This is a genomic window from Virgibacillus senegalensis (genome assembly GCF_000821245.2).
GTDB classification, from domain to species: Bacteria; Bacillota; Bacilli; order Bacillales; family Amphibacillaceae; genus Sediminibacillus; species Sediminibacillus senegalensis.
Window position 1 is genome coordinate 107,593 of sequence record NZ_LN611425.1, and the last position, 25,925, is coordinate 133,517.

The 25,925-nt window shown below is 42.3% G+C and carries 23 protein-coding genes and 1 other annotated feature; of the genes, 22 read left to right on the forward strand and 1 reads right to left on the reverse strand.

The features are described from left to right. Nucleotides 1-6 precede the first annotated feature (6 nt). Entirely contained in the window at nucleotides 7-399 is a 393-nt protein-coding gene (locus BN1067_RS11175) for an FxsA family protein (protein ID WP_053218932.1), read from the forward strand. An 89-nt stretch (nucleotides 400-488) separates the two neighbouring features. Here BN1067_RS11175 and ytvI read toward each other — a convergent pair whose 3' ends face one another. Next, nucleotides 489-1,595 carry a sporulation integral membrane protein YtvI gene (ytvI, locus tag BN1067_RS11180; RefSeq protein WP_053218933.1) on the reverse strand — a complete coding sequence of 369 codons (1,107 nt, stop codon included), beginning with the start codon at nucleotides 1,593-1,595 and terminating at the stop codon, nucleotides 489-491. Nucleotides 1,596-1,738: 143 nt separating this feature from the next. On the opposite strand from ytvI, the gene BN1067_RS11185 reads away from it, so the two are divergent. The 21 genes from BN1067_RS11185 to rpmI form a co-directional block, all read left to right on the forward strand. Continuing rightward, entirely contained in the window at nucleotides 1,739-2,209 is a 471-nt protein-coding gene (locus tag BN1067_RS11185; protein WP_053218934.1) for a DUF441 domain-containing protein, read from the forward strand. Nucleotides 2,210-2,894: 685 nt separating this feature from the next. Next, a complete protein-coding gene (gene citZ, locus BN1067_RS11190) occupies nucleotides 2,895-4,010 on the forward strand; it encodes a citrate synthase (protein WP_053218935.1) in 1,116 nt (371 codons plus the stop codon). A gap of 167 nt (nucleotides 4,011-4,177) precedes the next feature. After that, nucleotides 4,178-5,449, forward strand: coding sequence for an NADP-dependent isocitrate dehydrogenase (gene icd / locus BN1067_RS11195; protein WP_053218936.1), 1,272 nt, complete (start codon nucleotides 4,178-4,180; stop codon nucleotides 5,447-5,449). A gap of 25 nt (nucleotides 5,450-5,474) precedes the next feature. Further along, on the forward strand, nucleotides 5,475-6,413 hold the full coding sequence (mdh, locus tag BN1067_RS11200) for a malate dehydrogenase (RefSeq protein WP_053218937.1): 939 nt from the start codon (nucleotides 5,475-5,477) through the stop codon (nucleotides 6,411-6,413). A gap of 935 nt (nucleotides 6,414-7,348) precedes the next feature. Then, nucleotides 7,349-7,825, forward strand: a complete 477-nt coding sequence (locus tag BN1067_RS11205; protein WP_053218938.1) for a MaoC/PaaZ C-terminal domain-containing protein — start codon at nucleotides 7,349-7,351, stop codon at nucleotides 7,823-7,825. Between the two features lie 152 nt (nucleotides 7,826-7,977). Beyond that, on the forward strand, nucleotides 7,978-8,685 hold the full coding sequence (locus BN1067_RS11210) for a response regulator transcription factor (protein ID WP_053218939.1): 708 nt from the start codon (nucleotides 7,978-7,980) through the stop codon (nucleotides 8,683-8,685). Further along, nucleotides 8,672-10,051, forward strand: a complete 1,380-nt coding sequence (gene pnpS, locus BN1067_RS11215; RefSeq protein WP_053218940.1) for a two-component system histidine kinase PnpS — start codon at nucleotides 8,672-8,674, stop codon at nucleotides 10,049-10,051. Before BN1067_RS11210 ends, pnpS begins: the two co-directional genes overlap by 14 nt. 522 nt (nucleotides 10,052-10,573) lie before the next feature. After that, on the forward strand, nucleotides 10,574-13,213 hold the full coding sequence (gene polA, locus BN1067_RS11220) for a DNA polymerase I (RefSeq protein WP_053218941.1): 2,640 nt from the start codon (nucleotides 10,574-10,576) through the stop codon (nucleotides 13,211-13,213). 17 nt (nucleotides 13,214-13,230) lie between these two features. Further along, a complete protein-coding gene (gene mutM, locus BN1067_RS11225; RefSeq protein ID WP_053218942.1) occupies nucleotides 13,231-14,055 on the forward strand; it encodes a DNA-formamidopyrimidine glycosylase in 825 nt (274 codons plus the stop codon). A gap of 70 nt (nucleotides 14,056-14,125) precedes the next feature. Next, nucleotides 14,126-14,755: a sporulation membrane protein YtaF gene (gene ytaF, locus BN1067_RS11230; RefSeq protein WP_053218943.1), complete on the forward strand. Its 630-nt coding sequence runs from the start codon at nucleotides 14,126-14,128 to the stop codon at nucleotides 14,753-14,755. A gap of 13 nt (nucleotides 14,756-14,768) precedes the next feature. Beyond that, nucleotides 14,769-15,368 (forward strand): dephospho-CoA kinase, encoded by a 600-nt coding sequence (gene coaE, locus BN1067_RS11235; RefSeq protein WP_053218944.1) that lies wholly within the window; start codon nucleotides 14,769-14,771, stop codon nucleotides 15,366-15,368. 183 nt (nucleotides 15,369-15,551) lie between these two features. Then, nucleotides 15,552-16,586, forward strand: coding sequence for a glyceraldehyde-3-phosphate dehydrogenase (locus tag BN1067_RS11240; protein WP_110943461.1), 1,035 nt, complete (start codon nucleotides 15,552-15,554; stop codon nucleotides 16,584-16,586). Between the two features lie 367 nt (nucleotides 16,587-16,953). Then, nucleotides 16,954-17,331, forward strand: coding sequence for an adenosylmethionine decarboxylase (gene speD, locus BN1067_RS11245; protein ID WP_053218946.1), 378 nt, complete (start codon nucleotides 16,954-16,956; stop codon nucleotides 17,329-17,331). Nucleotides 17,332-17,521: 190 nt separating this feature from the next. Then, on the forward strand, nucleotides 17,522-17,935 hold the full coding sequence (locus tag BN1067_RS11250) for a hypothetical protein (protein WP_053218947.1): 414 nt from the start codon (nucleotides 17,522-17,524) through the stop codon (nucleotides 17,933-17,935). Nucleotides 17,936-17,964: 29 nt separating this feature from the next. Next, nucleotides 17,965-18,426 carry a transcriptional regulator NrdR gene (gene nrdR / locus BN1067_RS11255; protein WP_053218948.1) on the forward strand — a complete coding sequence of 154 codons (462 nt, stop codon included), beginning with the start codon at nucleotides 17,965-17,967 and terminating at the stop codon, nucleotides 18,424-18,426. Between the two features lie 41 nt (nucleotides 18,427-18,467). Beyond that, a complete protein-coding gene (locus BN1067_RS11260) occupies nucleotides 18,468-19,847 on the forward strand; it encodes a replication initiation and membrane attachment family protein (protein ID WP_053218949.1) in 1,380 nt (459 codons plus the stop codon). A gap of 51 nt (nucleotides 19,848-19,898) precedes the next feature. Beyond that, the gene (gene dnaI / locus BN1067_RS11265) at nucleotides 19,899-20,831 is read left to right on the forward strand and encodes a primosomal protein DnaI (RefSeq protein ID WP_053218950.1); all 933 of its coding nucleotides are present in this window, start codon (nucleotides 19,899-19,901) and stop codon (nucleotides 20,829-20,831) included. Nucleotides 20,832-21,319: 488 nt separating this feature from the next. Then, nucleotides 21,320-22,162: a putative sporulation protein YtxC gene (ytxC, locus tag BN1067_RS11270; RefSeq protein ID WP_053218951.1), complete on the forward strand. Its 843-nt coding sequence runs from the start codon at nucleotides 21,320-21,322 to the stop codon at nucleotides 22,160-22,162. 371 nt (nucleotides 22,163-22,533) lie between these two features. Next, nucleotides 22,534-24,483 (forward strand): threonine--tRNA ligase, encoded by a 1,950-nt coding sequence (thrS, locus tag BN1067_RS11275; RefSeq protein ID WP_053218952.1) that lies wholly within the window; start codon nucleotides 22,534-22,536, stop codon nucleotides 24,481-24,483. A 290-nt stretch (nucleotides 24,484-24,773) separates the two neighbouring features. Then, nucleotides 24,774-24,895 (forward strand) — a sequence feature (ribosomal protein L20 leader region). Between the two features lie 73 nt (nucleotides 24,896-24,968). Beyond that, nucleotides 24,969-25,472, forward strand: coding sequence for a translation initiation factor IF-3 (infC, locus tag BN1067_RS11280; protein WP_053218953.1), 504 nt, complete (start codon nucleotides 24,969-24,971; stop codon nucleotides 25,470-25,472). Nucleotides 25,473-25,778: 306 nt separating this feature from the next. Beyond that, on the forward strand, nucleotides 25,779-25,925 hold a 147-nt coding region (gene rpmI / locus BN1067_RS20635), incomplete at its 3' end, for a 50S ribosomal protein L35 (protein ID WP_407701376.1).

Here is a 25,925-nt window from a genome sequence, read left to right on the forward strand (position 1 = left end):
TAACAGATGTTTCGGTGGATATTGCTTTTTGTATTAGTGGTTCCTGCTTTGGAAATCGGTGTATTAGTATGGTCAGGTAACAGAATCGGCCCTTGGTGGGTTGTGTTTTTGATCATCTTGACAGGTGTTATAGGCGCATGGCTGGCGAAACAGCAAGGGCTGGAGACGCTTGCCAGAGCAAGACAAGCCATGTCATACGGCGAACCGCCGAGGGAGGAAATCATGGATGGCATCTGCATCCTTGTGGGTGCAGCAGTACTCCTGACTCCCGGCTTTATCACTGACGCAATTGGCTTCCTTTTATTGCTTCCTCCTACACGGAAACCGATTAAGCGGTGGATGATGAATATGCTGCGTCGAATGATGGATAGGGGAACCATTACCATTTTTCGCAGGTGAAATGAAGAGAAGGGCTGTCCTGTAAACGTATAGGGTTCAGTCCTTCTTTTTTAAATTCATCTTGAGAATACCCATAATAGGAGGTTATATTACTCTTTTATAAAATCCCATAGCTGCTTCAACAAACCGCTTTTTATAAAAGTGGTCACCGTTACGAGGGCAACAGGCCCAGCGAGCAGTCCCCATAAACCGAATAGCTGAAATCCTGCAAACAAGCAAATGAGCATGGCTAAAGGATTGACTCCGATGTTATCAGATAAAACTTTCGGCTCGCTGATTTGACGCTGAATCACCACAGCTCCATATAAAATGGCCAAGCCTATCGTCAACCCGTAATTCCCAGTAAAGAATACATATACCATCCAGGGAAAAAAAATAATGCCAGCACCTAGATAAGGAAGCAGGTCGACCAATGCGGTTATCAAAGCAATAGTTAACGAATGATCGATTTTCAATATTAGCAGTCCGGTCAATACAAGGAGAAAAGTGATGGAAATCAGTAGCATTTGAGCCTTTAGATACCCGAAGAATGCTTGCTTTAGCCCCTTATACATTGCTGCTGCCCCTGTAGTAAATGATGAGGGCAAATAGTTAAAGAAGGTATCTTTCAGCTTGTACCAGTCTTTACAAATAAAAAAGGTACCTAATAACGAAAACAGCCAAATAGAAAAATAATTTGGTAATCGGATTAGTGACTGGGATACCATTTGCAATAAGTGCTGAATGATGAGGGCACCTGCGGCAGCGATATTTGCCCCGAGTTCTTTTAACTGTCCAGTTACTAAATCCTGCTGCGAGGGTTCAAGTTTATCAACAAGATTATTCATCTTTTCATAGAAAGGGCTTAAATAGTAGGAAGCAAACTCCTCTGTAAAGTGGATTAGTTCCTTAAACTGTCCGGGAATTCTGGCTGCAAGGAAACTTGTTCCATTGATCAATTCGACAATTAAAAAGGCGACCAGGAAAGAAGCAATCACGAGAAATCCTGCCAGCACCAGCACGACAGAAGCTGCACGGGGAAGCCTTGTCAGGCGTTGGAGAATAGAAACGATTGGATTGAGAAGGATAGCCATGACAATGGCTATGATAAACGGATATGTGTATTTGGCAACATAGTACAGGGCGAGGGTTCCCACTGCGGCACAGCATACAACAAGAATAAGGCGCAGCCATTTGTTTAATAATGCAGAGTACATATTTTACACCTCCCTGAAGTCCAACTTCATTTAGAAGAATTGAATACATTAAAATAAGAGCGGACAGTAACCTGATGCTTTTTCGACGACGCTTGATATGATAGGATTAACAATGGTTTGTAATGCAGAGTGGAGGTAGCAACATGTTTAATCAATCAACGATTTTTTTGCTCATTTTATTTTTACTGGGATATTTCGGAAAAAACCAATCAATTATGGTAGCTGTTTATGTTTTATTGGGCCTGCAGCTCTTCCGGTTGGATGATAAAGTGTTTCCTTATCTGGCTGACAAAGGAATCAGCTTAGGAGTCACTATCATAACAATTGCTGTTTTGGTGCCAATTGCGACGGGAGATATCGGGTTCCAGGATTTGCTGAACAGTGTGAAATCCTATTATGCCTGGATTGCACTTGCAGCAGGTATATTCGTGGCCTTGATTGCCAAAAATGGCCTGGATTTATTGGCAAACGATCCGCATTTAACTACAGCCTTGGTCATGGGAACGATATTAGCGGTTGTGTTTTTCCATGGAGTGGCAGTTGGCCCGTTGATAGGAGCAGGTATTGCCTATATGGTGATGAAGCTGGTCGATTCCTTGCTGAAATTTGGTTGAGGATACTGACATGAAAAGTATCCTCTTTCTTATTCACCGCTTGTACATTTTATTGGTGGAAAACATAAAATATTCCTTTTCAACTGGCTTGAAAATCGTTCATCATTACCTGCTTCTTTCCCCAGTATAACTAAGAAAGGGCCAGGAACAAGCACGCCTGTCTTTTAACTCGATAGCCAGCCCTGTCTATTTAATATATCACTTTCCCGGTAAATACTTCCTTCCATTACCTGGCTATGATAAGGTTGAATTATTTGAAAAATAAATCAACTAAAGGTAGTCTATAATTGTCAGGCTGATAAGTTCAACATACATAGCATGAAAGCATGGCAACCAAACAGCAGTATCCAGCAAGGTACCGTTTTCGACACGATTCAGTCCATGGAGAACATCCGTGACGCCAATTGTGTTCTATTATGAAAAAGAAAACGTTTCACTTTGTTATCTTTATTGTTTATAATTGAACGTGGGGATGAATGGAAAGCATTTTCTATCTATCAATGTATGGAAAGTTTTGTCGCTTTCTGACCTTATACAGCAATGCTGGATTGCTTCGCCTGACAGGCCGGTCCACCGGGTTACTTTGCTTGGTTTCTTATTTGTTAGTCAGATGTCTTCGAGAATATCGTTTATCTGACAGTCGGGCGTAAGCGCGAGGAAAATACGGGTAAAGGAGAGAGATGTAATGTCAACAACGAAAGGGTTGGAAGGAATTGTAGCTACAGAATCATCAATAAGCTCCATCATCGATGATCAGTTGACCTACGCTGGATACACAATTGATGATTTGGCTGAAAATTCAAGTTTTGAGGAAGTCATTTTCCTGCTTTGGAATAAGAGACTTCCTAATAAAGAAGAATTGGATCGTTTGTCCGAAGATTTATTTTCCAAAATGGAACTTCCTGAAGAGATTATCCAGCATTTAAAATCTTATGACCTTAACACGGTTCATCCTATGGCTGCATTAAGGACTGCTGTTTCCATGCTTGGTCTTTTAGATTCGGAAGCAGATGAAATGGATGAAGAGGCTAATAAGCGGAAAGCCATCAGCCTGCAGGCTAAAATTTCATCAATTGTGGCAGCGTTTTCGAGAATCCGCGAGGGCAATGAAGCTGTTTCTCCTAAGCAGGGATTGAGCTATGCAGCTAATTTTCTTTACATGCTAAATGGTAAAGAACCGGAAGATCTTGAAATCGAAGCTGTAAATAAGGCGTTGGTTCTCCATGCGGATCACGAACTGAATGCCTCTACTTTTACAGCCCGAGTATGTGTGGCGACATTATCGGATGTTTATTCTGGAATTACATCTGCAATCAGTGCCTTGAAAGGACCGTTACATGGCGGAGCGAATGAACGGGTAATGAAAATGTTGACGGAAATCGGTGAAGTCGACCATGCCATTCCGTATATCGAAAAGAAGTTGCAAAACAAAGAGAAAATAATGGGGATGGGTCATCGAGTATACCGAAATGGCGATCCGAGAGCCAAGCATTTGAAAAAGATGTCCCGTGAACTGACAGAATTGACAGGCCAATCGAAATGGTACGATATGTCTGTTAAAATCGAAGACTATATTAAAGAAAATAAGGGTTTGCCGGCAAACGTCGATTTTTATTCAGCATCTGTTTATCACAGCCTTGGAATCGACCATGATTTATTTACGCCAATCTTTGCGGTAAGCAGAGTATCCGGTTGGCTAGCCCATATCCTCGAACAATATGAAAACAATCGGCTAATCCGTCCGCGTGCAGAATACGTAGGACCAAAACATCAAACCTATAAGTCTATTGAAGATCGTTAAAGAAAAAGGCAATTCGATAGCTTTCAGGCGGTTGTCTTCCGCCTGGAAAAGTAAGGGCTTCCTTCTTTTGCGAAGAGAAGACGAAACGGATAATTGATAATTATAAAAATTCACCATGATTTATGATACTATTTATCTGGTTGATTAATTTTTGAGGAGGTCATCTTATGGCACAAAGCGGAAAAATTACGGTAGACAATGGGGTATTGAACGTCCCGGATCGCCCGGTTATTCCATTTATCGAAGGCGATGGCACAGGACCCGACATTTGGGCTGCAGCCAAGAGAGTAATCGAGGCAGCAGTAGAAAAAGCTTACAATGGAGAAAAATCGATTGAGTGGAAGGAAGTTTTTGCCGGTCAAAAAGCTTATGATCAATTTGGCGAGTGGCTCCCTAACGATACACTTGATACGATTCGTGAATATAAAATTGCTATTAAAGGGCCATTGACCACACCAGTAGGAGGCGGAATCCGTTCTTTGAACGTAGCATTGCGTCAGGAATTGGACTTGTTCACTTGTTTACGTCCAGTCCGTTATTTCCAAGGAGTACCTTCCCCAGTTAAGCATCCGGAAGATACAGATATGGTAATTTTCCGGGAAAATACAGAAGACATTTACGCAGGAATCGAGTGGCAAAAAGGATCAGATGAAGTCAAGAAGGTCATCGAGTTTTTGCAAAATGAAATGGGAGTACATAAAATCCGATTTCCTGAAACTTCCGGAATCGGCATCAAACCGGTTTCAGAAGAAGGGACGAAACGGTTGGTACGTGCAGCTATTGAGTATGCAATTAACGAAGGCCGTAAGAGTGTGACGCTTGTCCACAAAGGTAACATAATGAAATTCACGGAAGGTGCCTTCAAAGCCTGGGGCTATGAAGTTGCTCAAGAAGAATTCGGGGACAAAGTCTTCACTTGGTGGGAATATGACCGTATCGTGGAAGAAAAAGGAAAAGATGCAGCTAATAAAGCGCAGGAAGAGGCGGAGAAAGCTGGAAAAATCATCGTCAAAGATGCAATTGCCGATATTTTCCTTCAACAGATTCTTACCCGTCCGCGTGAATTTGATGTCGTGGCAACGATGAACCTTAATGGAGATTATATTTCCGATGCATTGGCCGCACAGGTTGGTGGTATTGGTATTGCTCCAGGTGCCAATATCAACTATGAAACTGGTCATGCTATTTTTGAAGCAACACACGGAACAGCTCCTAAGTATGCAGGCCTGGATAAGGTGAACCCTTCTTCCGTCATCCTTTCTGGTGTTCTGATGCTTGAACACTTAGAGTGGAGAGAAGCAGCTGATCTGATTACAAAGTCGATGGATAAGACCATTGCTTCTAAAGAAGTTACGTATGACTTTGCCAGAATGATGGATGGAGCAAAAGAAGTCAAAACTTCCGGATTCGGAGATGCATTGATCAAGAATATGGATTAAGCTTTGTAGAAAAGGGGTTAATATCATGGCCATTAAACGGAAAAAAGTGTCTGTAGTAGGCGGTGGTTTCACTGGAGCTACTACTGCGTTGATGCTTGCACAACAAGAATTGTCTGACGTTGTTTTGGTAGACATACCGGACATGGAAGACCCTACAAAAGGTAAGGCTCTTGATATGTTGGAAGCAAGCCCTGTCCAAGGTTTTGATGCGAAGATAATCGGAACTGCAGATTACAAGGATACCGAGGGATCCGACCTGGTCATCATTACTGCCGGTATTGCGAGAAAGCCGGGGATGAGCCGGGATGATTTGGTCAACACAAATGCTAAAATAATGAAAAGTGTGACACAGCAAATCATGAAGTACTCACCGGATACTTTTATCATCGTCCTGACTAATCCAGTTGACGCGATGACTTATACCGTTTTCAAAGAATCGGGTTTACCGAAAAACCGTGTGATCGGTCAATCAGGCGTGCTTGATACTGCGAGATTCCGAACTTTTGTAGCAGAAGAGCTTAATTTGTCGGTCAAAGACATTACTGGCTTTGTTTTAGGCGGTCACGGTGATGACATGGTCCCATTGATTCGTTACTCTTTCGCCGGAGGAATACCATTGGAAAATCTTATTTCCAAGGAACGGCTGGATGAAATTGTTGCCCGGACTAGAACAGGCGGCGGTGAAATCGTCAATCTTTTAGGAAATGGAAGTGCTTATTATGCTCCGGCAGCTTCCTTGACTGTGATGGCAGAAGCCATTTTGAAAGATCAACGTCGTGTCCTTCCTTCCATCGCTTATCTGGAAGGCGAATATGGATACTCAGATATTTATTTAGGGGTTCCTACTATCATCGGAGGAAATGGCTTGGAAGACATCATCGAACTCGATTTAATGGAAGATGAGAAAGCAGCCCTCGATAAGTCGGCGGAGTCTGTTAAAAAGGTAATCGACATATTGAATTAATAGAAAAGCTTTATGGGGATCCATATTCCTCATAAAGCTTTTTTGTTTTAGAAGTTCCAGAAGACTCTTTTGCCAGACATGTTCTATTTGAGAATATTACTATTCCAAAGTGCTAACCAGCGAAGGTAGAACTCTAATAATCATTGAGAATACAATTTGATTCTCTTCGCTGTCGGAGCTTTTCTTGGAAATCTTATTTAGAAACAAGAAGCTGTTCCTTGCGGAGGAAATACCCGAAGACTCCCGCGGGAGGAAAGGCCTCGGTGAGATCCCGCAGAGCTTTGGCTCGAGGAAGCTCACCAGCCGCCCGCGGAAAGCGCAGGGTATTTCCGCGCAATGGATGACCACCGGAGGAAACTAGCAACTTTTTCTTGGTGTGGTGAAAGCTTATATTTAGAAAAATAGGGAGAAAATCCGAACATCCTGTTTGTTTCGAAATATGTGTAACTTTGGAATGAGCCAAGTGGGAGGAAAGCTGTATTTCCTTTGTTCAGAATGCTACGCCCAGCGCAACATACGTAGACTCTTGTGGGAACAGCACGTGTCCGAAAATCCCGCAAGAAGCGGGGTGTGCTTCTGAGGAAGCTGAGGCCGTGCCCGCGGAAAGCGAAGTATGCTGCCGCAGCGGTTGGTTAGTACTTTATTTCACCCAGAAGGAAAGTAATTTCCCTAACATTAGGTTACCTTTTGTATCTTTAAGGAACGATAAAATCTTTTTTATTTAGGAAGAGGTTCCTATTCTCCCAAATAGAAGTAAGTATAGTAGCAGATAATTAGTAGAGGATAGGACGAGGAGGGGCCCTGAAGGAAAAAGGTGACATACGGGCAGTTGCGCTTTTCTTTCACCGTCATCTTTCTTTATTCTTCCCTTTTCATGTCTGGTTTGTTTCCGGTATAATGGAAAGAAAGCGCATACATAACAGGAGGCGTTTAGGATGTTTGATAAAAAAAGACCTTTGGGTAAAAAGATAACCGAATTGAATGTCGGAGATTCTTACCAACAGGATTATCAATTGACTGATCAGGATTTACTGTTTTATCTGGGAATTACCAACGATGCCAACCCACTATATCTCCAACATGATTATGCTTCACAAACTCCCTACAAACGTCCAATTGTCCCGTCTGTTCTTTTGTTTGGAAACGTTTCTTCTATTGTTTCCATGCACCTTCCGGGACCAGGAAGCCATATTCTGGAGCAGCAGCTTCGCTATCCCCATCCTGTCTATCATGAAAGCAAGCTCTTTTTTCACTTGCATATTTCCTCGATCGATTTGGATAAGCATCAGGTGAAGTTGGATGTCCGTGGTAACGATACGGAAAATAGAACCGTGCTAGAGGGAGAATTGGTCGTCTGTCCTGCTTATGAACCGAAATCGATGATTGCTTCCTCTTTGGAGAATTTTTACTAAAAGGAGTTGATCACCCGGTAAAATGTAAAGTTTGTAAAGGAAAATTTACAGATGACATGGATAATAAAGAGGCTTCTTGTATTCACATAACCCTTCCTTCATTGTATGATGAAAAAAGAAAGCAGACATACTAGAGACAATGGGGTGTTGGGATGAACCGCAAGATTTTGATAGTAGACGATGAGGAATCGATTGTCACTTTGTTGAGGTACAATATTGAACAAGCAGGCTTTGATACCGATGTGGCATACGATGGGCAGACGGCAGTCCAAAAAGCCGTTCAGGAGAATTTTGACATGATTGTTCTGGACATCATGCTTCCTGAGCTTGATGGGACGGAAGTTTGCAAGCTGCTCAGGCAAAAACAAATAGACACTCCTATTTTGATGTTGACAGCTAAAGATGACGAGTTCGATAAAGTTCTTGGTCTTGAATTAGGCGCGGATGATTACTTAACGAAACCGTTCAGTCCTAAGGAGGTCATAGCCCGCATCAAAGCGATTTTGCGCAGGACCAATAAGCAGCCTGCTGAAGCGGATATGTCTTTTTTGAAAATTGCTGATTTGGTAATCTACCCCGAACAATACGAAGCAGTGCTCAAGGGTGAACCATTGCTATTTACGAGAAAAGAGTTTGAACTCTTACTTTATCTGGCCAAACACAAAGGAAAAGTGCTATCAAGGGATCAATTGCTTAGTGCTGTATGGAACTACGATTTCGTTGGAGACACGCGCATTGTGGATGTACATGTCAGTCATTTGCGGGAGAAAATAGAGCCTGATACAAAACACCCGGTCTATATTAAAACGATTAGAGGGCTAGGGTACAAAATGGAGGATCATGTAAATGGGATCGGTTAACGTACGACCCTTTCTCAGCTACATTTTTGTAGTAGTCTTAGTCTTTGCCGGCATGGCTGTCATCATCATACCATTATTGGGATTCACAGAAAGGATCATAGGCATTAGCAGCCTTCTTGGCGGATTGATCGTTTTTATGGTTTTAATCATGAATATTTTCGAGAAATACATAAAACCCATTCAGTCAGCAGCAAGGGTGGCTGACGAACTGGTACGGGGAAACTACAAGGCGAGAACCTATGTCAGTTATTTTGGGGAGGCTGGGAAATTAAGCAATTCCATCAATGTTCTGGCAAGAAGCTTACAGCAAATTACGTTACAGGAAAAAATGCAGGAAAATCAGATGAGTACCGTGATAGACAATATGGAAAGCGGTTTGATGCTGATTGACGAAAAAGGATATGTCCATATGGTCAATCGGAAATTTTTGTCAATTTTCGGTGCCGAGGAAAAGGATTATGTGGGGTTTCTTTACTATGAAGTCCTGATACAGGAAAAAATACATAAAGCAGTCCAAGAAGCTTTTTTGTATGAAGATAAGGTGAAGGTCTCCTTTTCTATTCCTACCGGATTGGAACGGAAATCTGTTGAAGCTGTCGGTGCACCTCTCTTCAATGAGAAGAAGGAGTTAAAAGGTGCCGTATTGGTGTTCCATGATATTACGGAGTTAAAAAGGCTGGAGGAAATGCGGAAGGATTTTGTGGCAAATGTTTCCCATGAACTCAAAACCCCGATTACTTCCATCAAAGGTTTTGCAGAAACGTTGCTGGAAGGAGCGATGGACGATACCGAGCTTCGCCGTCAATTTTTAGAAATCATTCTGACAGAAAGTGGCCGTTTGCAAGCCTTGGTACATGATTTATTGGAGCTATCAAAACTGGAAAAAGACGAGTTGCGTTTGGAGTATGGGAATTATGATGTAACTTTATTGGTAAATGATTTACTGCCTGTTGTCCGGCAGCAAGCTGAGAAAAAGGAAATCGAGGTGTCTGTCAATCTTCCAGACGAATTAGTGGCCGTAATAGATGGAGAACGAATGAAACAGGTGTTTATCAATTTGTTGAACAACGCGGTCAATTATACGCAAGAGCACGGAAAAGTGGTGTTGACCGTCAGCTCCGATTCCAATTTGTTGAAAATTATCGTAACCGATACCGGCATCGGAATTCCGGAGGAAGCTCAAAGTCGCATTTTTGAACGTTTTTATCGAGTTGATCGGGCAAGAAGCAGAAATACTGGCGGTACTGGACTTGGTTTAGCGATTGTCAAGCATATCATCGAGGCTCATAAGGGATCCATTTATTTAGAGAGCAAGGTAAATGAAGGAACAACTTTCACGATTAAAGTTCCTTTAAAACCGGAGTAAAATTGGATTATTATCTCTTGTTTCAACATAATGGGATTGATGGGAGACATAACGTAGTCCATTTTTTAATGCTTAACGGAAAATACATAAAAAGTCGTACTTTTTAAGCATTGATTTCCTCCTCGATGACCTATTTAATGGAAAAATAATTAAAGTAGCGAAAATGGCTTCTTCTTAAACAAAAAAACGGGTTGTTCATTTAGTCAAAGGACTGGTGGGCAGCCCTTTGTGTTGGGAAGAGGATATAATACCGAGATTTCATTCCGTTCAGCACATTGCCTCTGCCAGATCCCCCATGAACTTATTTCCTTGCCTAAACGGGATGTAGACACAATTTCTTCAACATTGGTGGAGTGGCTAGCTGCTTCCTGGTGAATGACTTTTTCTTCTTTTCCTTAAACATGATAAGATAGAAGGGAAGACGGAATGATTAGTTAGCAAAGAATACATACAACAAATAACGACAATTACCTTGTAGGGAGCTACAACATTCTATAAGAAAAGAAAAAAGGAGAGCAAAAGATGACAAATAAACTTATCCTAATCGATGGCAACAGCATCGCCTATCGGGCATTTTTTGCATTGCCGCTTTTGAACAATGACAAAGGTGTCTACACAAATGCGATATATGGATTTACCAATATGCTATTAAAAATATTAGATACGGAAAAGCCTACCCACATGCTGGTCGCTTTTGACGCAGGAAAAACTACCTTTCGTCATAAAACATATCAGGAATATAAAGGCGGCAGACAAAAAACACCGCCAGAGCTTTCTGAACAGTTTCCTCTTTTGCGCGAATTACTGGATGCATTCAGTATTCCACATTATGAGCTTAATCAATATGAGGCAGATGACATCATCGGAACCCTCGCGAAACAAGGTGAGGAAAAGGAATGGGAAGTAAATGTGATTTCGGGTGATAAAGACCTTCTGCAGCTCGTTTCCGAAAGGGTTACGGTGAGCTTGACAAAGAAAGGACTTAGCGATATTGATGCTTACACTCCTTCTTTTCTCCTGGAAAAAATGGAGGTTAAACCTGACCAAATCATTGATATGAAAGCTTTAATGGGGGACAGCTCAGATAATATTCCCGGTGTTCCCGGGATCGGCCAAAAAACAGCTGTCAAACTCCTGAAGCAATATGAAACCCTCGATAACTTGTATGATCATTTGGATGAAATAAGCGGGAAAAAGCTAAAAGAAAAACTCGAAAACCATAAACAGGATGCATATATGAGTAAGGAACTTGCGACGATTTCCTGCAATTCACCGCTGGAAATCGGTTTGGAGAATCTACCGTTTCAAGGATATGAAGCCCATAAAGTTAGCGCTCTATTTAAAGAACTCGGCTTTCAATCCTTGCTTAGCAGAATTGAAGGAGATGAAGCCGGCGAAGCGGAAACAAATGAAGCATTGCCGGAATTTGATTTTTCAATCCTGGAGGAAATCTCCGATGATTTGTTTACAGGAGAAGAAGCGATGGTTGTCGAAATGCTGCAGGACAATTACCATACTGCACCGATCGAAGGATTCGGCATCGTCAATTCCGGGCAAAATTACTTTGTCCCGACAGAGATTGCTGTAAACTCTTCTGCTTTCAAACAGTGGGCTGAGGATCCGGCAATGAAAAAATATGTGTTTGATGCAAAGAAGACCACTGTCGCTTTGCTAAACAAGGGTATCGATGTCAAAGGAATCGAATTTGATTTTCTGCTTGCATCCTACTTAATTAATCCTTCCGAAAATCATCACGATATCCCGGCCATTTGCCACCGGATGGGGGAAAAAGGGGTATTATATGATGAAGAAGTATATGGAAAAGGTGCGAAGCTTAAGCTTCCAGAACAGGATCAGCTTGCAGAGCATGTAACTCGTAAAACAGCGATGATTTATCGATTGAAAGACAGTATCGAGCAACAATTGAAAGAAAACCAGCAGTACGAATTATTTCGTGAATTGGAAATGCCGCTTGCGATCATATTGGGTGAAATGGAGCATACCGGTGTCCGTGTCGATGTGAAACGACTCGAGGAAATGGGTGCCGAGCTGCAACGCCGATTAAAAGAAATTGAAGAGCAGGTGTTTGAGCTGGCTGGCGAGGAGTTCAATTTGAATTCACCAAAACAACTCGGACCGATTTTGTTTGAAAAACTCGGATTACCTGTCATCAAAAAAACGAAAACAGGCTATTCAACTTCTGCCGATATTTTGGAACAGTTACAGGATCAGCATGAAATCATTCCGAAGTTGTTGTTATACAGACAACTGGGCAAACTGCAGTCTACCTATATAGAAGGTTTGTTAAAGGTAGTTCATCAAGACAATCACAAAATCCACACCCGGTTTAACCAGGCACTTACGCAAACGGGCAGATTGAGTTCAACCGACCCGAACTTGCAGAATATCCCGATTCGGTTAGAAGAAGGCAGGAAAATCCGGGAGGCGTTTACCGCTTCCAAAGAGGATTGGATTGTATTTGCTGCAGATTATTCCCAAATCGAGCTGCGTGTCCTTGCGCATATTGCCAATGACGAAAAACTAATTGAAGCATTTAACGAAAATAAAGACATTCATACCCAAACCGCCATGGAGGTTTTTCATGTTGCGGAAGATGAAATAACGCCGAATATGCGAAGGCAGGCGAAGGCCGTAAATTTTGGAATTGTTTACGGGATAAGTGATTACGGTTTGTCACAGAGTCTGGGAATTACCAGAAAAGAAGCAAAGAAATTCATCGACCGATACCTGGATACGTATTTGGGTGTTAGAGACTATATGGAAGAAATTGTTCAGGAAGCAAAGCAAGCGGGTTATGTTTCCACAATCATGAATCGAAGAAGATATTTGCCTGACATCACTAGCCGGAACTTCAATAAGAGAAGCTTTGCTGAACGGACAGCGATGAATACACCAATCCAGGGAAGTGCAGCGGATATCATCAAATTGGCGATGATCAACCTTCACCACAAATTGAAGGAAGAACAGGTTGAGGCCAGAATGCTGCTTCAAGTGCATGATGAATTGATTTTGGAAGCTCCGGGCACTGAATTGGACAAACTGAAGTCCATCGTCCCGATGGTGATGGAAGGTGCAATCGAACTGAACGTGCCATTAAAAGTAGATTATGCTTATGGGAAGACATGGTACGATGCAAAATAGCAGGGAGAGAATTGGTAATGCCAGAATTACCAGAAGTGGAAACAATCAGAAAAACATTATTGGAATTGGTTCGTAATAAACAAATTGATGAAGTAAAAGTATACTGGGAGAATATAATCAAGCAGCCTGCGGACGTTCAACTATTCAAGGAAATGCTTTCAGGTCAAACAATCCTGGATATTGGCCGTAAAGGGAAATTTTTGTTATTTGAATTGGACAACTATACATTGATTTCCCACTTGCGAATGGAAGGAAAGTACGGTGTTTATGAGCAGCACGAGCCCGTGCTTAACCATACGCATGTTATTTTCACTTTTACAGATGGCAGCGAACTCCGTTATAAAGATGTGAGGAAATTCGGCACGATGCATTTGGTTGAAAAAGGAACAGCTTCCCAGCAGAGACCTTTAAGCCAGCTGGGGCCAGATCCGTTTAGTCCTGCATTCGATTTTGATCAATTTTTTAATAAGGTCCACAAAAGCGAACGGACTATTAAGTCTATTTTACTGGATCAGACAGTCATCGCCGGGCTTGGCAATATTTATGTAGACGAAACGCTTTTCAAAGCAGGTATTCATCCAGAGAGGAAAGGGACGAGCCTTTCAAGGGATGAAGTTTCCAACATCCATCAAAAGGCTGTGGACACATTGGAACTCGCTATTGAGCAAGGTGGAACGACCATCCGCTCCTATGTGAACAGCCAGGGACAAATCGGCATGTTCCAACAGGAATTGTATGTATATGGGCAGGAAAAAGAACCATGCAAACAATGTGGAGGTCCAATCACCAAAATCAAGGTGGGCGGCAGAGGGACACATATTTGCTTGAACTGCCAAAAGTAGGGAAAGCACAAGCGTAAAGCTCCATCCATATACTAACTCGTAAAAGTATACGGAAAAAGGAGCTAAAGATATGGCTGATATCTCCACCTTTGTACTGCTTGCTTTTGCTGTCAGCCTGGACAGTTTCATGGTAGGGTTCACCTATGGGTTACGGAAAATGGTGCTTAAACCCCGGATCATCTTTCTGATTGCGTTTATAACTGCTTCGGTCTTTTTTATTTCGATGTTGATCGGCACAGTTATTGCTTCTTTTCTTGATCCTGCTGTAGCTGAAATGTTTGGCGGAACCGTTCTGATATTGATTGGAATTTGGGTCGTTTACCAATTTTTCCGTACCGATAATACCCAAGCGGATGAGCCGATCGTGTTGAAATTTGAAATAAAATCACTTGGTATCGTGATTGAAATACTAAAGAAACCGATGGCGGCTGACTTTGATAAATCGGGGAACATTGCCGGAATAGAAGCTTTGCTGTTGGGTTTGGCTTTGTCCGTCGACTCATTTGGGGCCGGGATTGGAGCTGCCATGCTTGGTTTCACTCCGTGGTTGGCAGCCATGGGAATCGGAGCGACCACAGGAATTTTTTTGGCAGGCGGTTTAAAGAGCGGCTATTTATTTTCTTATTGGCGCTGGCTTCACCGGCTGACGTTTCTTCCCGGATTGGTTCTCATCGCCATCGGAATTTTAAAAATAACATGAAGGTGTGGTAGCAATGACACTTGTGATCGGACTGACGGGAGGCATCGCAAGCGGGAAAAGTACTATTGCCGGCATGCTTGCCGAAGCAAATATTCCCATCATTGATGCAGATGTTATTTCCAGAAAGGTCGTTGAAAAGGGAGAGACTGCCTATCGCGACATAGTCAATGCTTTCGGTGAGGAAGTGCTTTTCCCTGACGGAAATCTGGATCGCGGTAAATTGGGGGAAATAATATTCAAAAATAAAGCGAAGAGAGAACAGTTGAACAAAATCGTCCATCCTGCAGTAAGAGCGAAAATGCTAGAACAGCGGGATCAATATGTAGACAAAGGTGAAAAGGCGGTGGTACTGGATATTCCCTTATTATATGAAAGCAGCCTTACTCACTTTGTTGACAAGGTGCTGGTTGTTTATGTAGACGAACGGATACAGCTTCATCGATTGATGGAACGTAACGGCTTTACTGAAGAAGAAGCGACAGACAGAATAAGCTCCCAGCTTTCTCTTGACGAAAAGGCAGATATGGCAGACGAAGTAATCAACAACAACGGTAATTTGGAGGAATCCAGGCAACAGCTGCTCGACATTTTAAATAAATGGAAGATACTTTAAAAAAACCTGGTGTTCCAGGTTTTTTTATTGGAATATAACTGCAATAGGACTACTATTATGCTATATGGTTTATCTTTGTCTGTTTTTTGTCTTATATACAGTTAATAATGGCACGCTGTTTAATAATTATGCTATACTATTGTAGAATTGTCGATAAAAAATGCATCTTATTAGGAGGTCGTTCTGATGACTACTCGTATAGCAATTAATGGATTCGGCCGCATCGGGCGAATGGTATTCAGAAGAGCAATTACCGATAATGATTTGGAAATAGTAGCGATCAACGCAAGTTATCCTGCTGAAACCATTGCCCATTTGATTAATTATGACAGTGTACACGGAAAATTTTCGGAAGAAGTGAAAGCGGTTACGGATGGGGTGGAGGTAAACGGTAAAAAAGTGTTACTTGTTTCCAACCGAACGCCAAGCGAACTCCCTTGGAAAGAGTTGGGGATAGATCTTGTTATAGAGGCAACTGGAAAGTTCAAAACAAGGGAGTCGGCTGGACAGCATCTGGAAGCGGGAGCTGAACAAGTCATTATAACCGCACCAGGTAAAGAGGTGGATGCCACCATAGTTATGGGGGTCAATCAAACAGATTATGATCCGCAAAAACACCAGGTGATTTCCGCCGCTTCTTGTACAACAAATTGTTTAGCGCCATTGCTTAAAGTGCTGCATCAGGACTTTGGGATTGAACACGGATTGATGACGACGGTTCATGCGTTTACAAACGACCAGCAGAGTCTTGATAATCCACATAAAGATTTACGCAGAGCCCGCGGCTGCACACAATCAATTATTCCGACCACCACGGGGGCGGCTGAAGCAATCAAGGAAGTAATTCCCGACATGGAGGGCAAATTAAAGGGAATAGCATTACGTGTTCCTACTCCGAATGTGTCATTGGTGGATTTAACAGTAGAGCTCGGTAAACATGCCACTCCCGAATCCGTTAATGAGCGTTTTATTCGAGCTAGCAAAAATGAGATGCAGGGCATTATACAATATAGTGATCAACCACTTGTTTCCATCGACTATACGACAACGGATTACTCGGCGGTGGTGGATGGTTTATCCACGATGGTCGTTGCAGATAATAATTTAAAGATCGTCGCATGGTATGATAACGAATGGGGATATGCCTGCCGTGTGATTGATCTTGCCCGTTTTATTTCCACCCGTTCAGGCAAGCAAGAGCGTTACCAATATTCCTGAGACGGATAAGTGGCTGCCGATTACCCCATAATAATTCGGAGGGAATAATTCCCCCCCTTATTCTCTCCTGTAAAAAAACATGCTTGCAAAAACAGGGTAAACCGTTTATACTTTTTTTGCACATCAACCGTTTTTTTTAACGGTTGCCGTTCGCAAGGAAGATTGATGGTTTAATGCCTCGAAGAAATGAGGTATACCTGTTAGTACAAAGCTGTATAAAAATGACCGGTTTCCGGCAATTTTCTTCACAATGAGTGTGGTCATCCACTGCTTTAAGGGTTAGGACCTCTCAGGACTAACTTTCCCCCATGGCGGTTCACACTTTTATTGAGGAAACTTTTTTTACTTTAAAAGGGGGATTTAATGAATGGATACAATGGGCAGGCACGTTATCGCAGAACTTTGGGAATGTAATATAGATAAACTAAATGATATGGGATTGATCGAGAAAATTTTTGTCAATGCAGCTTTGAAAGCCGGAGCTGAAATTCGCGAGGTTGCTTTTCATAAGTTTGCACCGTATGGTGTCAGCGGTGTCGTGATTATATCGGAATCCCATTTAACAATTCACAGCTTCCCGGAACACGGATATGCGAGTATTGATGTTTATACTTGCGGCGATATCATCGATCCGAATATAGCTGCGGAATATATTGCTGAAGCGCTTGAATCAAACCGTAGTGAAAAAGTAGAAGTTCCGCGGGGATTGGGTCCAGTGGAAGTAGGTCAGTTTAAAGCCTTATAACGAATGATCCGGAAAACCCTTGCCAGAAGGAGACGGCAAGGGTTTTTTATGCCAAAAACCCTTCTGTGCTGAGTGATTTACCGAGGTATTACCGGTCGTAGTTCCTGACAAAAACTTGGACATCGTTTAATCGAGAAAAACATGTTAAAATAAAAAGAAAAGACATTGTCTAGGTTGAGAGGTGCCTGTCATGAGTTTTCGACAAATGATAACAAAGTATTTTGGCAATCATGCAGAAACAAGTGAAAGTCATTGGGATCCGGATTTACAGACACACTATTTTAAAACGACTAAAGAAAAAGGCCTGCAGGCTGTTGAGGATTTTTTTAAAAGGTCGGATTCCTGCGAGGTGGTAGCTCAATCAAAAGAGCATGGAGAAATCAGTGTCAATTACACCGGAGGTAGGAAGGCTTTCATCATTGCTACGGTCATTATGGTAAAGCCTTATCGGACTGCAATCGATTTTTCTGTTACGACGGAATCAATCATGCCGTTTGATTTCGGATTCAGTCATAATTTGATACCCAAGTTGTACAGCCAGCTGAAGAAAGAACTCACTTTTTTGGAAACATCGATGACAAAGAATGCTGATATATACAATTAAACTGCTATAAAATATGGGGTTGATACATAATGAGATGTCCTAACTGCCAATTTAAAAGTACAAAAGTTCTCGATTCCAGGCCGATAGAAGAGGGCCGTTCAATTAGAAGAAGAAGGGAATGCGAAGCGTGTTCCTTTCGTTTCACCACCTTTGAACGATTGGAAGAAGTCCCGTTAATCGTCGTCAAAAAGGAAGGGACAAGGGAAGAGTATAGCCGGGAAAAGCTGATGCGGGGATTGATTAAGGCCTGTGAAAAACGCCCTGTAGCATTGGAACAAATCGAGTCGATTGCCGTCGAAGTCGAAAAAGAGCTGCGAAATAGAGGGACTTCCGAGGTGCAGAGCAAAGAGATTGGCGAAATGGTCATGGATCGGCTTTCCTCGGTAGATGAAGTAGCGTACGTACGTTTTGCCTCTGTATATCGCCAATTTAAAGATATCAGTGTGTTTTTGGATGAACTGAAGGATTTGATCCGGACAGATAAAAAATAATTTTGCCGTCGCATATCCAGCTAAAGAAAGGAGACGAGAGCATGAATCATCAACATATTGGTAAATTACTCCCGATAGATGGATTTGCTATAAAGATAAACGCGCCATTATCCATGGATTGTTTACATTCTTTGACACATTTGTATCAGCCGCTTGTAGGCAGTGATGCGATTTCTTTATATCAAACATTGCTGAGTGAGTGCCAATTAAGAAACAACAAACAAGAACTGCAAACACATCATACTTTGATGAATTACTTGTCTCTGCCGCTTGATAAGTTGTATCAGGCCCGTCTGAAACTGGAAGGCATCGGCTTGTTAAGTACATATAAAACAGAGCAGGAACAAAAAAATATATATACATACCAGTTGGCTCCTCCTTTTCCGCCGGTGGATTTTTTTAATGATGGGATGCTGTCACAGTTGCTCTATCACCATCTTGGTGAGAAAAAATACATGGAGTTATTGCGTTTGTTCGACGTGGAGGAACGCGAGCAAGTGCCAGGTGAAAATGTAACAATGGGATTCGCCGATGTATTTGATACCCATATCAATCATTTTACTGCTCCTGTTTCACCTGTGGAAGAAAAACAGCCGGACAATAAGAAATATCCCGAGTATGCGGAAAAGGAAGTGGACTTTGCCTGGATCGAACAATTGCTGCAAAAACGAATGATTTCGTCTCGGTCGGTGTTGACTACTGCCAATAAAAAACTGATTCAGCAAATGACCGTGTTGTATGATTTGCCCGTCCAAGACTTGGAAAGTGCCGTGATGTGGGCCATAAACGAGGATAACCAGCTAGATGCAAAAGAATTTAAATCCGCCTGCCACGATCTATTCCAAGCGAAAGCAAGACCAGCAGACATCAAGCTTGTCGAAAAACAAGCGGGCAACCCGAAAGCAGAAAAAGCCGCGGAGGCGCCGGAGTCTAAAGAAGAACAATTTGTTAGAATGCTGGAGGAGATTTCTCCTAAAGAGCTTCTGGAAGATTTGTCGGGCGGCAATCAAGCCTCGGCACAAGATTTAAAAACCATCAGAGACGTGATGACACAGCAAGGACTTACCCCTGGGGTAATGAATGTCCTGGTTCATTACGTCTTGTTAAAGACAGATATGAAGCTTTCAAAGGCTTATTTAGAAAAAATTGCAAGCCATTGGGCTAGGAAAAAGGTGACAACCGTTAAACAGGCTATGGCTCTGGCGAAATCGGAAAACCAGAAATACCAGCAGTGGGGCTCTGCAAAGCAAAATAATTATCGGAAACCCGCCAAAAAAGAAGTGATACCAGACTGGTTTAAGGAAAGAAAAGGGCACCAGAATGATAAAGGTTTACAAGAGAAACCGATGTCTGCGGAAACAGAAGAAAACCAGGAAGACCTCGGTGAGCTGATAAGGAGTTATTTGGAAAATGGCAGCTAGGTTGCCGCCTCCTATTTAGGAACAGAAGTATGAGTATAAGGATGATCAATAATGGAACCTATTCAAGCTTCCTTGAAAAAATGGATGAAAAATAATAAAACCTTCCTTGAGAATTTCAATCATTTGCGGAGTGAGATTTTGAACGATCCGCAGGTGAAGCAGCTGCTCTTGAGCAATCCACAGCTTGATGAGACGGATATCGAGAAAAATTTAATGAAGTTTTATGAATTTATCTCGCAATCAAAAAATTGTGCTGATTGTCCCCTCCTGGAAGAGTGTAAAAACATCCTTCCTGGATATACACCATACATGCAAGTGAATGGAAAAGCTGTTCGATTAAGCTATGAGAAGTGCTATAAGAAGATTCAACAGGATGAACAGCAAAAGCATAAATCTTTGATCCAAAGCCTGTATATGCCTAAAGAAATCCTGAATGCCAGTTTTGCTGATCTGGATCATACGGATAAGCGACGCCAGGCCATTACAGAATCGCTTCGTTACCTGCAAACGGTTGGAACCGACAGGCAAGAAGAAAAAGGGATGTATTTTTACGGGCCTTTTGGAGTGGGCAAAACGCATTTTTTGGGTGCAATCGCCAATGAGCTAGCTAAAAAACGAATAGCGACCATGATTATCTATATGCCGGAATTTGTTCGGGAAATAAAAGCATCCTTAAAGGATGACTCGCTGAATCAGAAAGTGGAGCGATTCAAAACGATTCCGGTGCTGATGCTGGATGACATAGGAGCAGAATCGCAGTCTGCATGGTTCAGGGATGAAATTTTGGGATCTATCTTACAGTATAGAATGATGGAAAAATTACCTGTTTTTTTCACCTCGAATTACAGTCTGGAACAGTTGGAAGATCATTTAGCGACCACGACTAGAGGGGACGTCGAAAAAGTAAAAGCAGGAAGAATCATTGAACGAATCAAACAAGTCAGCAAAGAAATCCCCTTGTTTGGGGTGAATCGGCGGGAATAACCGTAGACTGTTACGGGCCCCGCTTTTTTTGTGAAATGGGCCGAGAGTTCAAAAGAGGTCGAGACAAAAGCATAACAACCAAAGCAAAAAACGAATATATTTAAAAACGCCAATCGAACTCCCGTTGTTTTTTTGCGTTTTATCCTGTTGTTTTCGTATCGCTACGGCAAGATACTACGCTTTCCGTGGGCACGGCTTCACCAACCGCTTTCTTGCGGGATTTTCAGCTCGTGCTGTTCCCATAGGAGTCTTCGTATCTTGCCTTCGCTACGTTTACGTGGTCTGATTTTCTAATAATTAAAACAAGATGAATAGTAAATAGCCGGTGATATAAGAGGGAATAGCGATTCCTTGGGGGAAAAATAAACGGTATCATGTACCGTTTATTTTTTTTGCCATCAATTATGGTTTCTTCCGATAGATCACACATTTTTTCAAATGTTCATCCATATAATGTAACAGTTTGATCGTGATGAGGGTGATGAGCATTGCTAGAGGTTTATTTTGAGACAAAAGCAGAAACCATGACATTTTGTGATCGGATTGTTCAGTATGGCCTCGATATAGAACTGAACTGGAGATCCAACGACAAGTGGGGAAACCGAATCAAAATCCGGGAAAGCCGTTCCGTGGAGGAGCAACTGGCTAACACTGCCGAGGCGATGGCATATGTATTTACGAAACATAAAGAAAGCAACTGGGTCGCCGATATAATCAAAAATGTGTATTATTACAAAGATAAGGAGGAAGTACATCGGATTTCAGAACTGGCGCATTCCATTTTGTCCGGGGATGATTCAGGAGATGTTCCGATCCCTGTGGAGATCGATTCTCGCAAAACATTGAAAAAATGCTTCCATGAAAACATCCATACCGAGGAGCCGGTTCACTTTGAATCATTGGTGAATTTTCGATTGCAACCATATAAGGAAGAGCTGATTGAAATTATCGGAATGGCAATCGATGAGTTTAAACGAGAGGAAGATTACCAGTCTTTTGTTCAATCGCTACGGGAATACGTTGCCAAAAAAAAGTCAAAATTCAAGTTGGTGCATGTTGTACAAGGAAGGAGTTTCAAATTTTATAAAGCGGACGGCAGGCCGTTTTCCAAAATGGAAATAAAAATGTTGATTCAGCAGGAGCCGCTGTACATAGTCGGTTTGGATGAAGCTGAGCTGAATATAACACCACTTCTTGCCATGGCACCCGAGCGTGTGGTCATTTACGGGGATCATCCCTCAGAGCCAAAAACGTTGACTGTTATCAATGTTTTCCAAGAGAAAGCGGTTTTTGAACCTTTCACCCGGTTTCCGTTCCAGAATTATTTATGAAATCATTAAATAGACTTGATTTTTGCCGACTGTATCGCTATAATTACGTTCATAAATGATTAACACATCGGTTGTGATGAGGATATGATCAAATCGACCAGGAATACATTAGAGAGGGAAGCCGTCTGGCTGAAAGCTTCCTGTATTACCTTGATTTTGATTACCACCTCTGAACCCTGTTATTGAACCGAGATAGTAGGTAACAGCGTACCATCTACGTTACAGATGCCAATGAGCCGCACGTCTAGTGCGGGAATTAGGGTGGAACCACGAGGCCAACGCTCGTCCCTTAGCTATAAGAGCTATAGGGACGGGCGTTTTTGAATTTTATTCAGCCCTTTAATCCATAACTATCGAAGGAGTGACCAATGATGTCAGAAATGATCCGTATTACATTTCCGGACGGAGCCGAAAAGGAATACTCAAAAGGGACAACTGGGGAGGATATCGCAGCATCCATTTCACCGGGGTTGAAGAAACAGGCGCTAGCAGTAAAACTGGACGGCAAACCTTATGATTTGCGCACCGAGCTGCCGGGGAACGGAGAGATTGAAATCATCACGAACAAACAGCAGGAAGGAATTGAAATTATGCGCCATTCTGCTGCCCACTTAATGGCTCAGGCCATCAAACGATTGTATGGGAATGTGCAATTCGGTGTTGGCCCTGTGATTGAAGACGGCTTTTATTATGATTTCGATATGGAAGTGTCCGTGACACCAGAGGACTTGCCGAGAATTGAAAAAGAAATGCAAAAGATCATTGACGAAAATCTGGAAATTGTCCGAAAGGAAGTTTCTCGAGAAGAAGCAAAGGAAATGTTCAGAGAGATCGGCGATGAATTAAAGCTTGAATTGATTGATGCCATTCCTGAAGGGGAAACAGTATCCATCTATCAACAGGGAGAGTTCTTCGATTTGTGCCGTGGTATCCATGTACCTTCTACAAGCAAAATCAAAGTAATCAAACTGTTAAGTATATCCGGGGCATATTGGCGTGGCGACAGCAACAATAAAATGCTGCAGAGAATATACGGCACTGCTTTCGAGAAAAAGAGCAGCCTTGATGAGTACCTCCGTCTACGTGAAGAAGCAAAAGAACGGGACCACCGCAAGCTCGGAAAAGAACTCGATTTATTCACTGTATCCCAGCAGGTTGGTCAGGGCTTGCCGCTTTGGTTGCCAAAAGGTGCCACTATCCGCCGGACAATCGAACGCTACATTGTCGATCTCGAAGAACGCTTGGGTTATGACCATGTATATACACCGGTATTAGGCAGTGTCGACCTTTATAAAACGAGTGGACATTGGGAGCATTATAAGGATGACATGTTCCCGACTTTAGAGATGGACAACGAAGATCTTGTCCTCAGACCAATGAACTGCCCGCATCATATGATGGTGTTTAAAAATGAACTCCATAGTTACCGCAATCTTCCCGTGCGTATTGCAGAACTTGGGACCATGCACCGTCATGAAATGTCCGGGGCGCTTGCAGGTTTACAGCGCGTGCGGGCTATGACGTTGAATGACGCACACATTTTTGCCCGGCCGGATCAGCTTAAAGACGAGTTTATCCGTGTTGTTCAATTAGTCCAGGCAGTTTACAAAGATTTCGGTATTGATGATTACTACTTCCGTCTATCCTATCGCGATCCAGCGGATACCGAGAAGTATGTGGATAATGATGAAATGTGGGAAAAAGCCCAGGCAATGTTGAAAGAAACGATGGAAGACATGGAGCTTGATTATGTAGAAGCAGAAGGTGAAGCGGCTTTTTATGGCCCGAAACTGGATGTTCAGGTAAAAACGGCACTAGGAAAAGATGAAACGCTATCGACTGTTCAACTTGATTTTCATTTGCCGGAAAGGTTTGATTTGACTTACATCGGTGAAGACGGTAAAGAACATCGCCCTGTCGTTATCCATCGGGGCGTAGTATCAACGATGGAACGGTTTGTGGCATTCCTTATCGAGGAATACAAAGGGGCTTTCCCTACGTGGCTTGCTCCTGTGCAAGCACGGATCATTCCTGTATCTCCTGGCATTCACCTGGATTACGCGAAAAAAGTGGAGGAAGAATTGCGGTACCGTGGCGTCCGGGTAGAAGTAGATGAGCGTGATGAGAAAATCGGGTATAAAATAAGAGAAGCGCAAACACAAAAAATACCATACGCCCTTGTCGTAGGGGACAAAGAAATAGAAGACAGCGCTGTAAACGTCCGCCGCTATGGCGAGAAAAATTCAGAGACCAAGCCTTTGGATACATTTATCGATCAAATTGAAGCAGAAATTCGCGAAAAAACTTTGACCCAAAAGTAATGAAAGGTTCTTTGGTATTCTGATGCACATGAAATCACCAGTTGTTATGTATATAACACTGGTGATTTTCTATCTCCTCAGGTATGAGCAAAAATAACGGGGATACAGCATGTTATTTATCTGCTCTTCCTGGAGTCTGAATGGCTTTTGTCAAAAGAGTTTAAAATAACGCTTGTATTTTCGTTGGCAGTTTTGTATGATGGAATAGTCGTTTTCATAGACGCAACCATGGTTGTTGACATCTTAGCATACTCATGCTATTATTTTATAGGTGAAATTAAATATTGATCTGAGGCAAGTAGAAGCACCCGCTTCTCACCTGATTGACGCATGTTGCAGTTGGCAGGTTACAACATCCTTATTGTATAGGGATACGTGTGGGTGCAATATGTACCGACACTTTTTTTATGCTTTCAAATACAACTTGTCAAGATCTTATATTGTTTTTCCAAACTCTATGGAGGTGGCTCATTATTAGCAAAGATATGAATGTCAATGAGAAAATTCGTGCCCGCGAAGTCAGGCTCATTGATTCAAATGGAGACCAACTTGGGGTTAAATCCCGCCAAGAAGCATTAGAAATCGCTCAAACAAGAAATTTGGACCTTGTGTTAGTAGCTCCAAATGCGAAACCGCCGGTATGCCGGATCATGGATTACGGAAAGTATCGCTTTGAGCAGCAAAAGAAAGAAAAAGAAGCACGGAAAAAACAAAAAGTTATCAATGTTAAAGAAGTTCGCTTAAGCCCTGGTATTGAAGATCATGATTTCAATACGAAATTGCGCAATGCCAGAAAGTTTCTTGAAAAAGGCGATAAAGTGAAAGCTTCGATTCGATTCCGTGGCCGTGCGATTACGCATAAAGAATTAGGCCAGGAAGTCCTGGAAAAATTGGCAGAGGAATGTAAAGACATTTCTACTGTTGAAACGAAGCCGAAAATGGAAGGCCGCAGCATGTTCCTTATGCTAGCACCAACCAACGAAAAATAACTTGAACGAGTAAGGTTTGTTTTTTCAACCCGTAAGTAAACAAGTTTATGGTTCATGCAGGAGGAAGATAGACAAGCTGACGCAGAGATGCGCTGGTAATTTTCCCCGCAAGTATGAACATTCAAGAAAATAATGGTTCATATGAGGAAGAAAAGAACCAAGTAGATCAAGGAAGCGCAGCACCGAGGAACACAGCGTATAAAAAGATACGTGCGTACCGGAGGGGCAAGCTGACGCAGAGATGCGCTGGTAATTTTCCCCGCAAGTATGAACATTCATTACAAGGAGGAACATAACATGCCAAAAATGAAAACCCACAAAGGTTCTCAAAAACGTTTCCAAAAAACAGGTTCTGGGAAGCTTAAACGCTCTCATGCATACACTAGTCACTTATTTGCAAACAAGTCTCAAAAGCAAAAGCGTAAATTGCGGAAAAGTGATATTGTTTCTGCT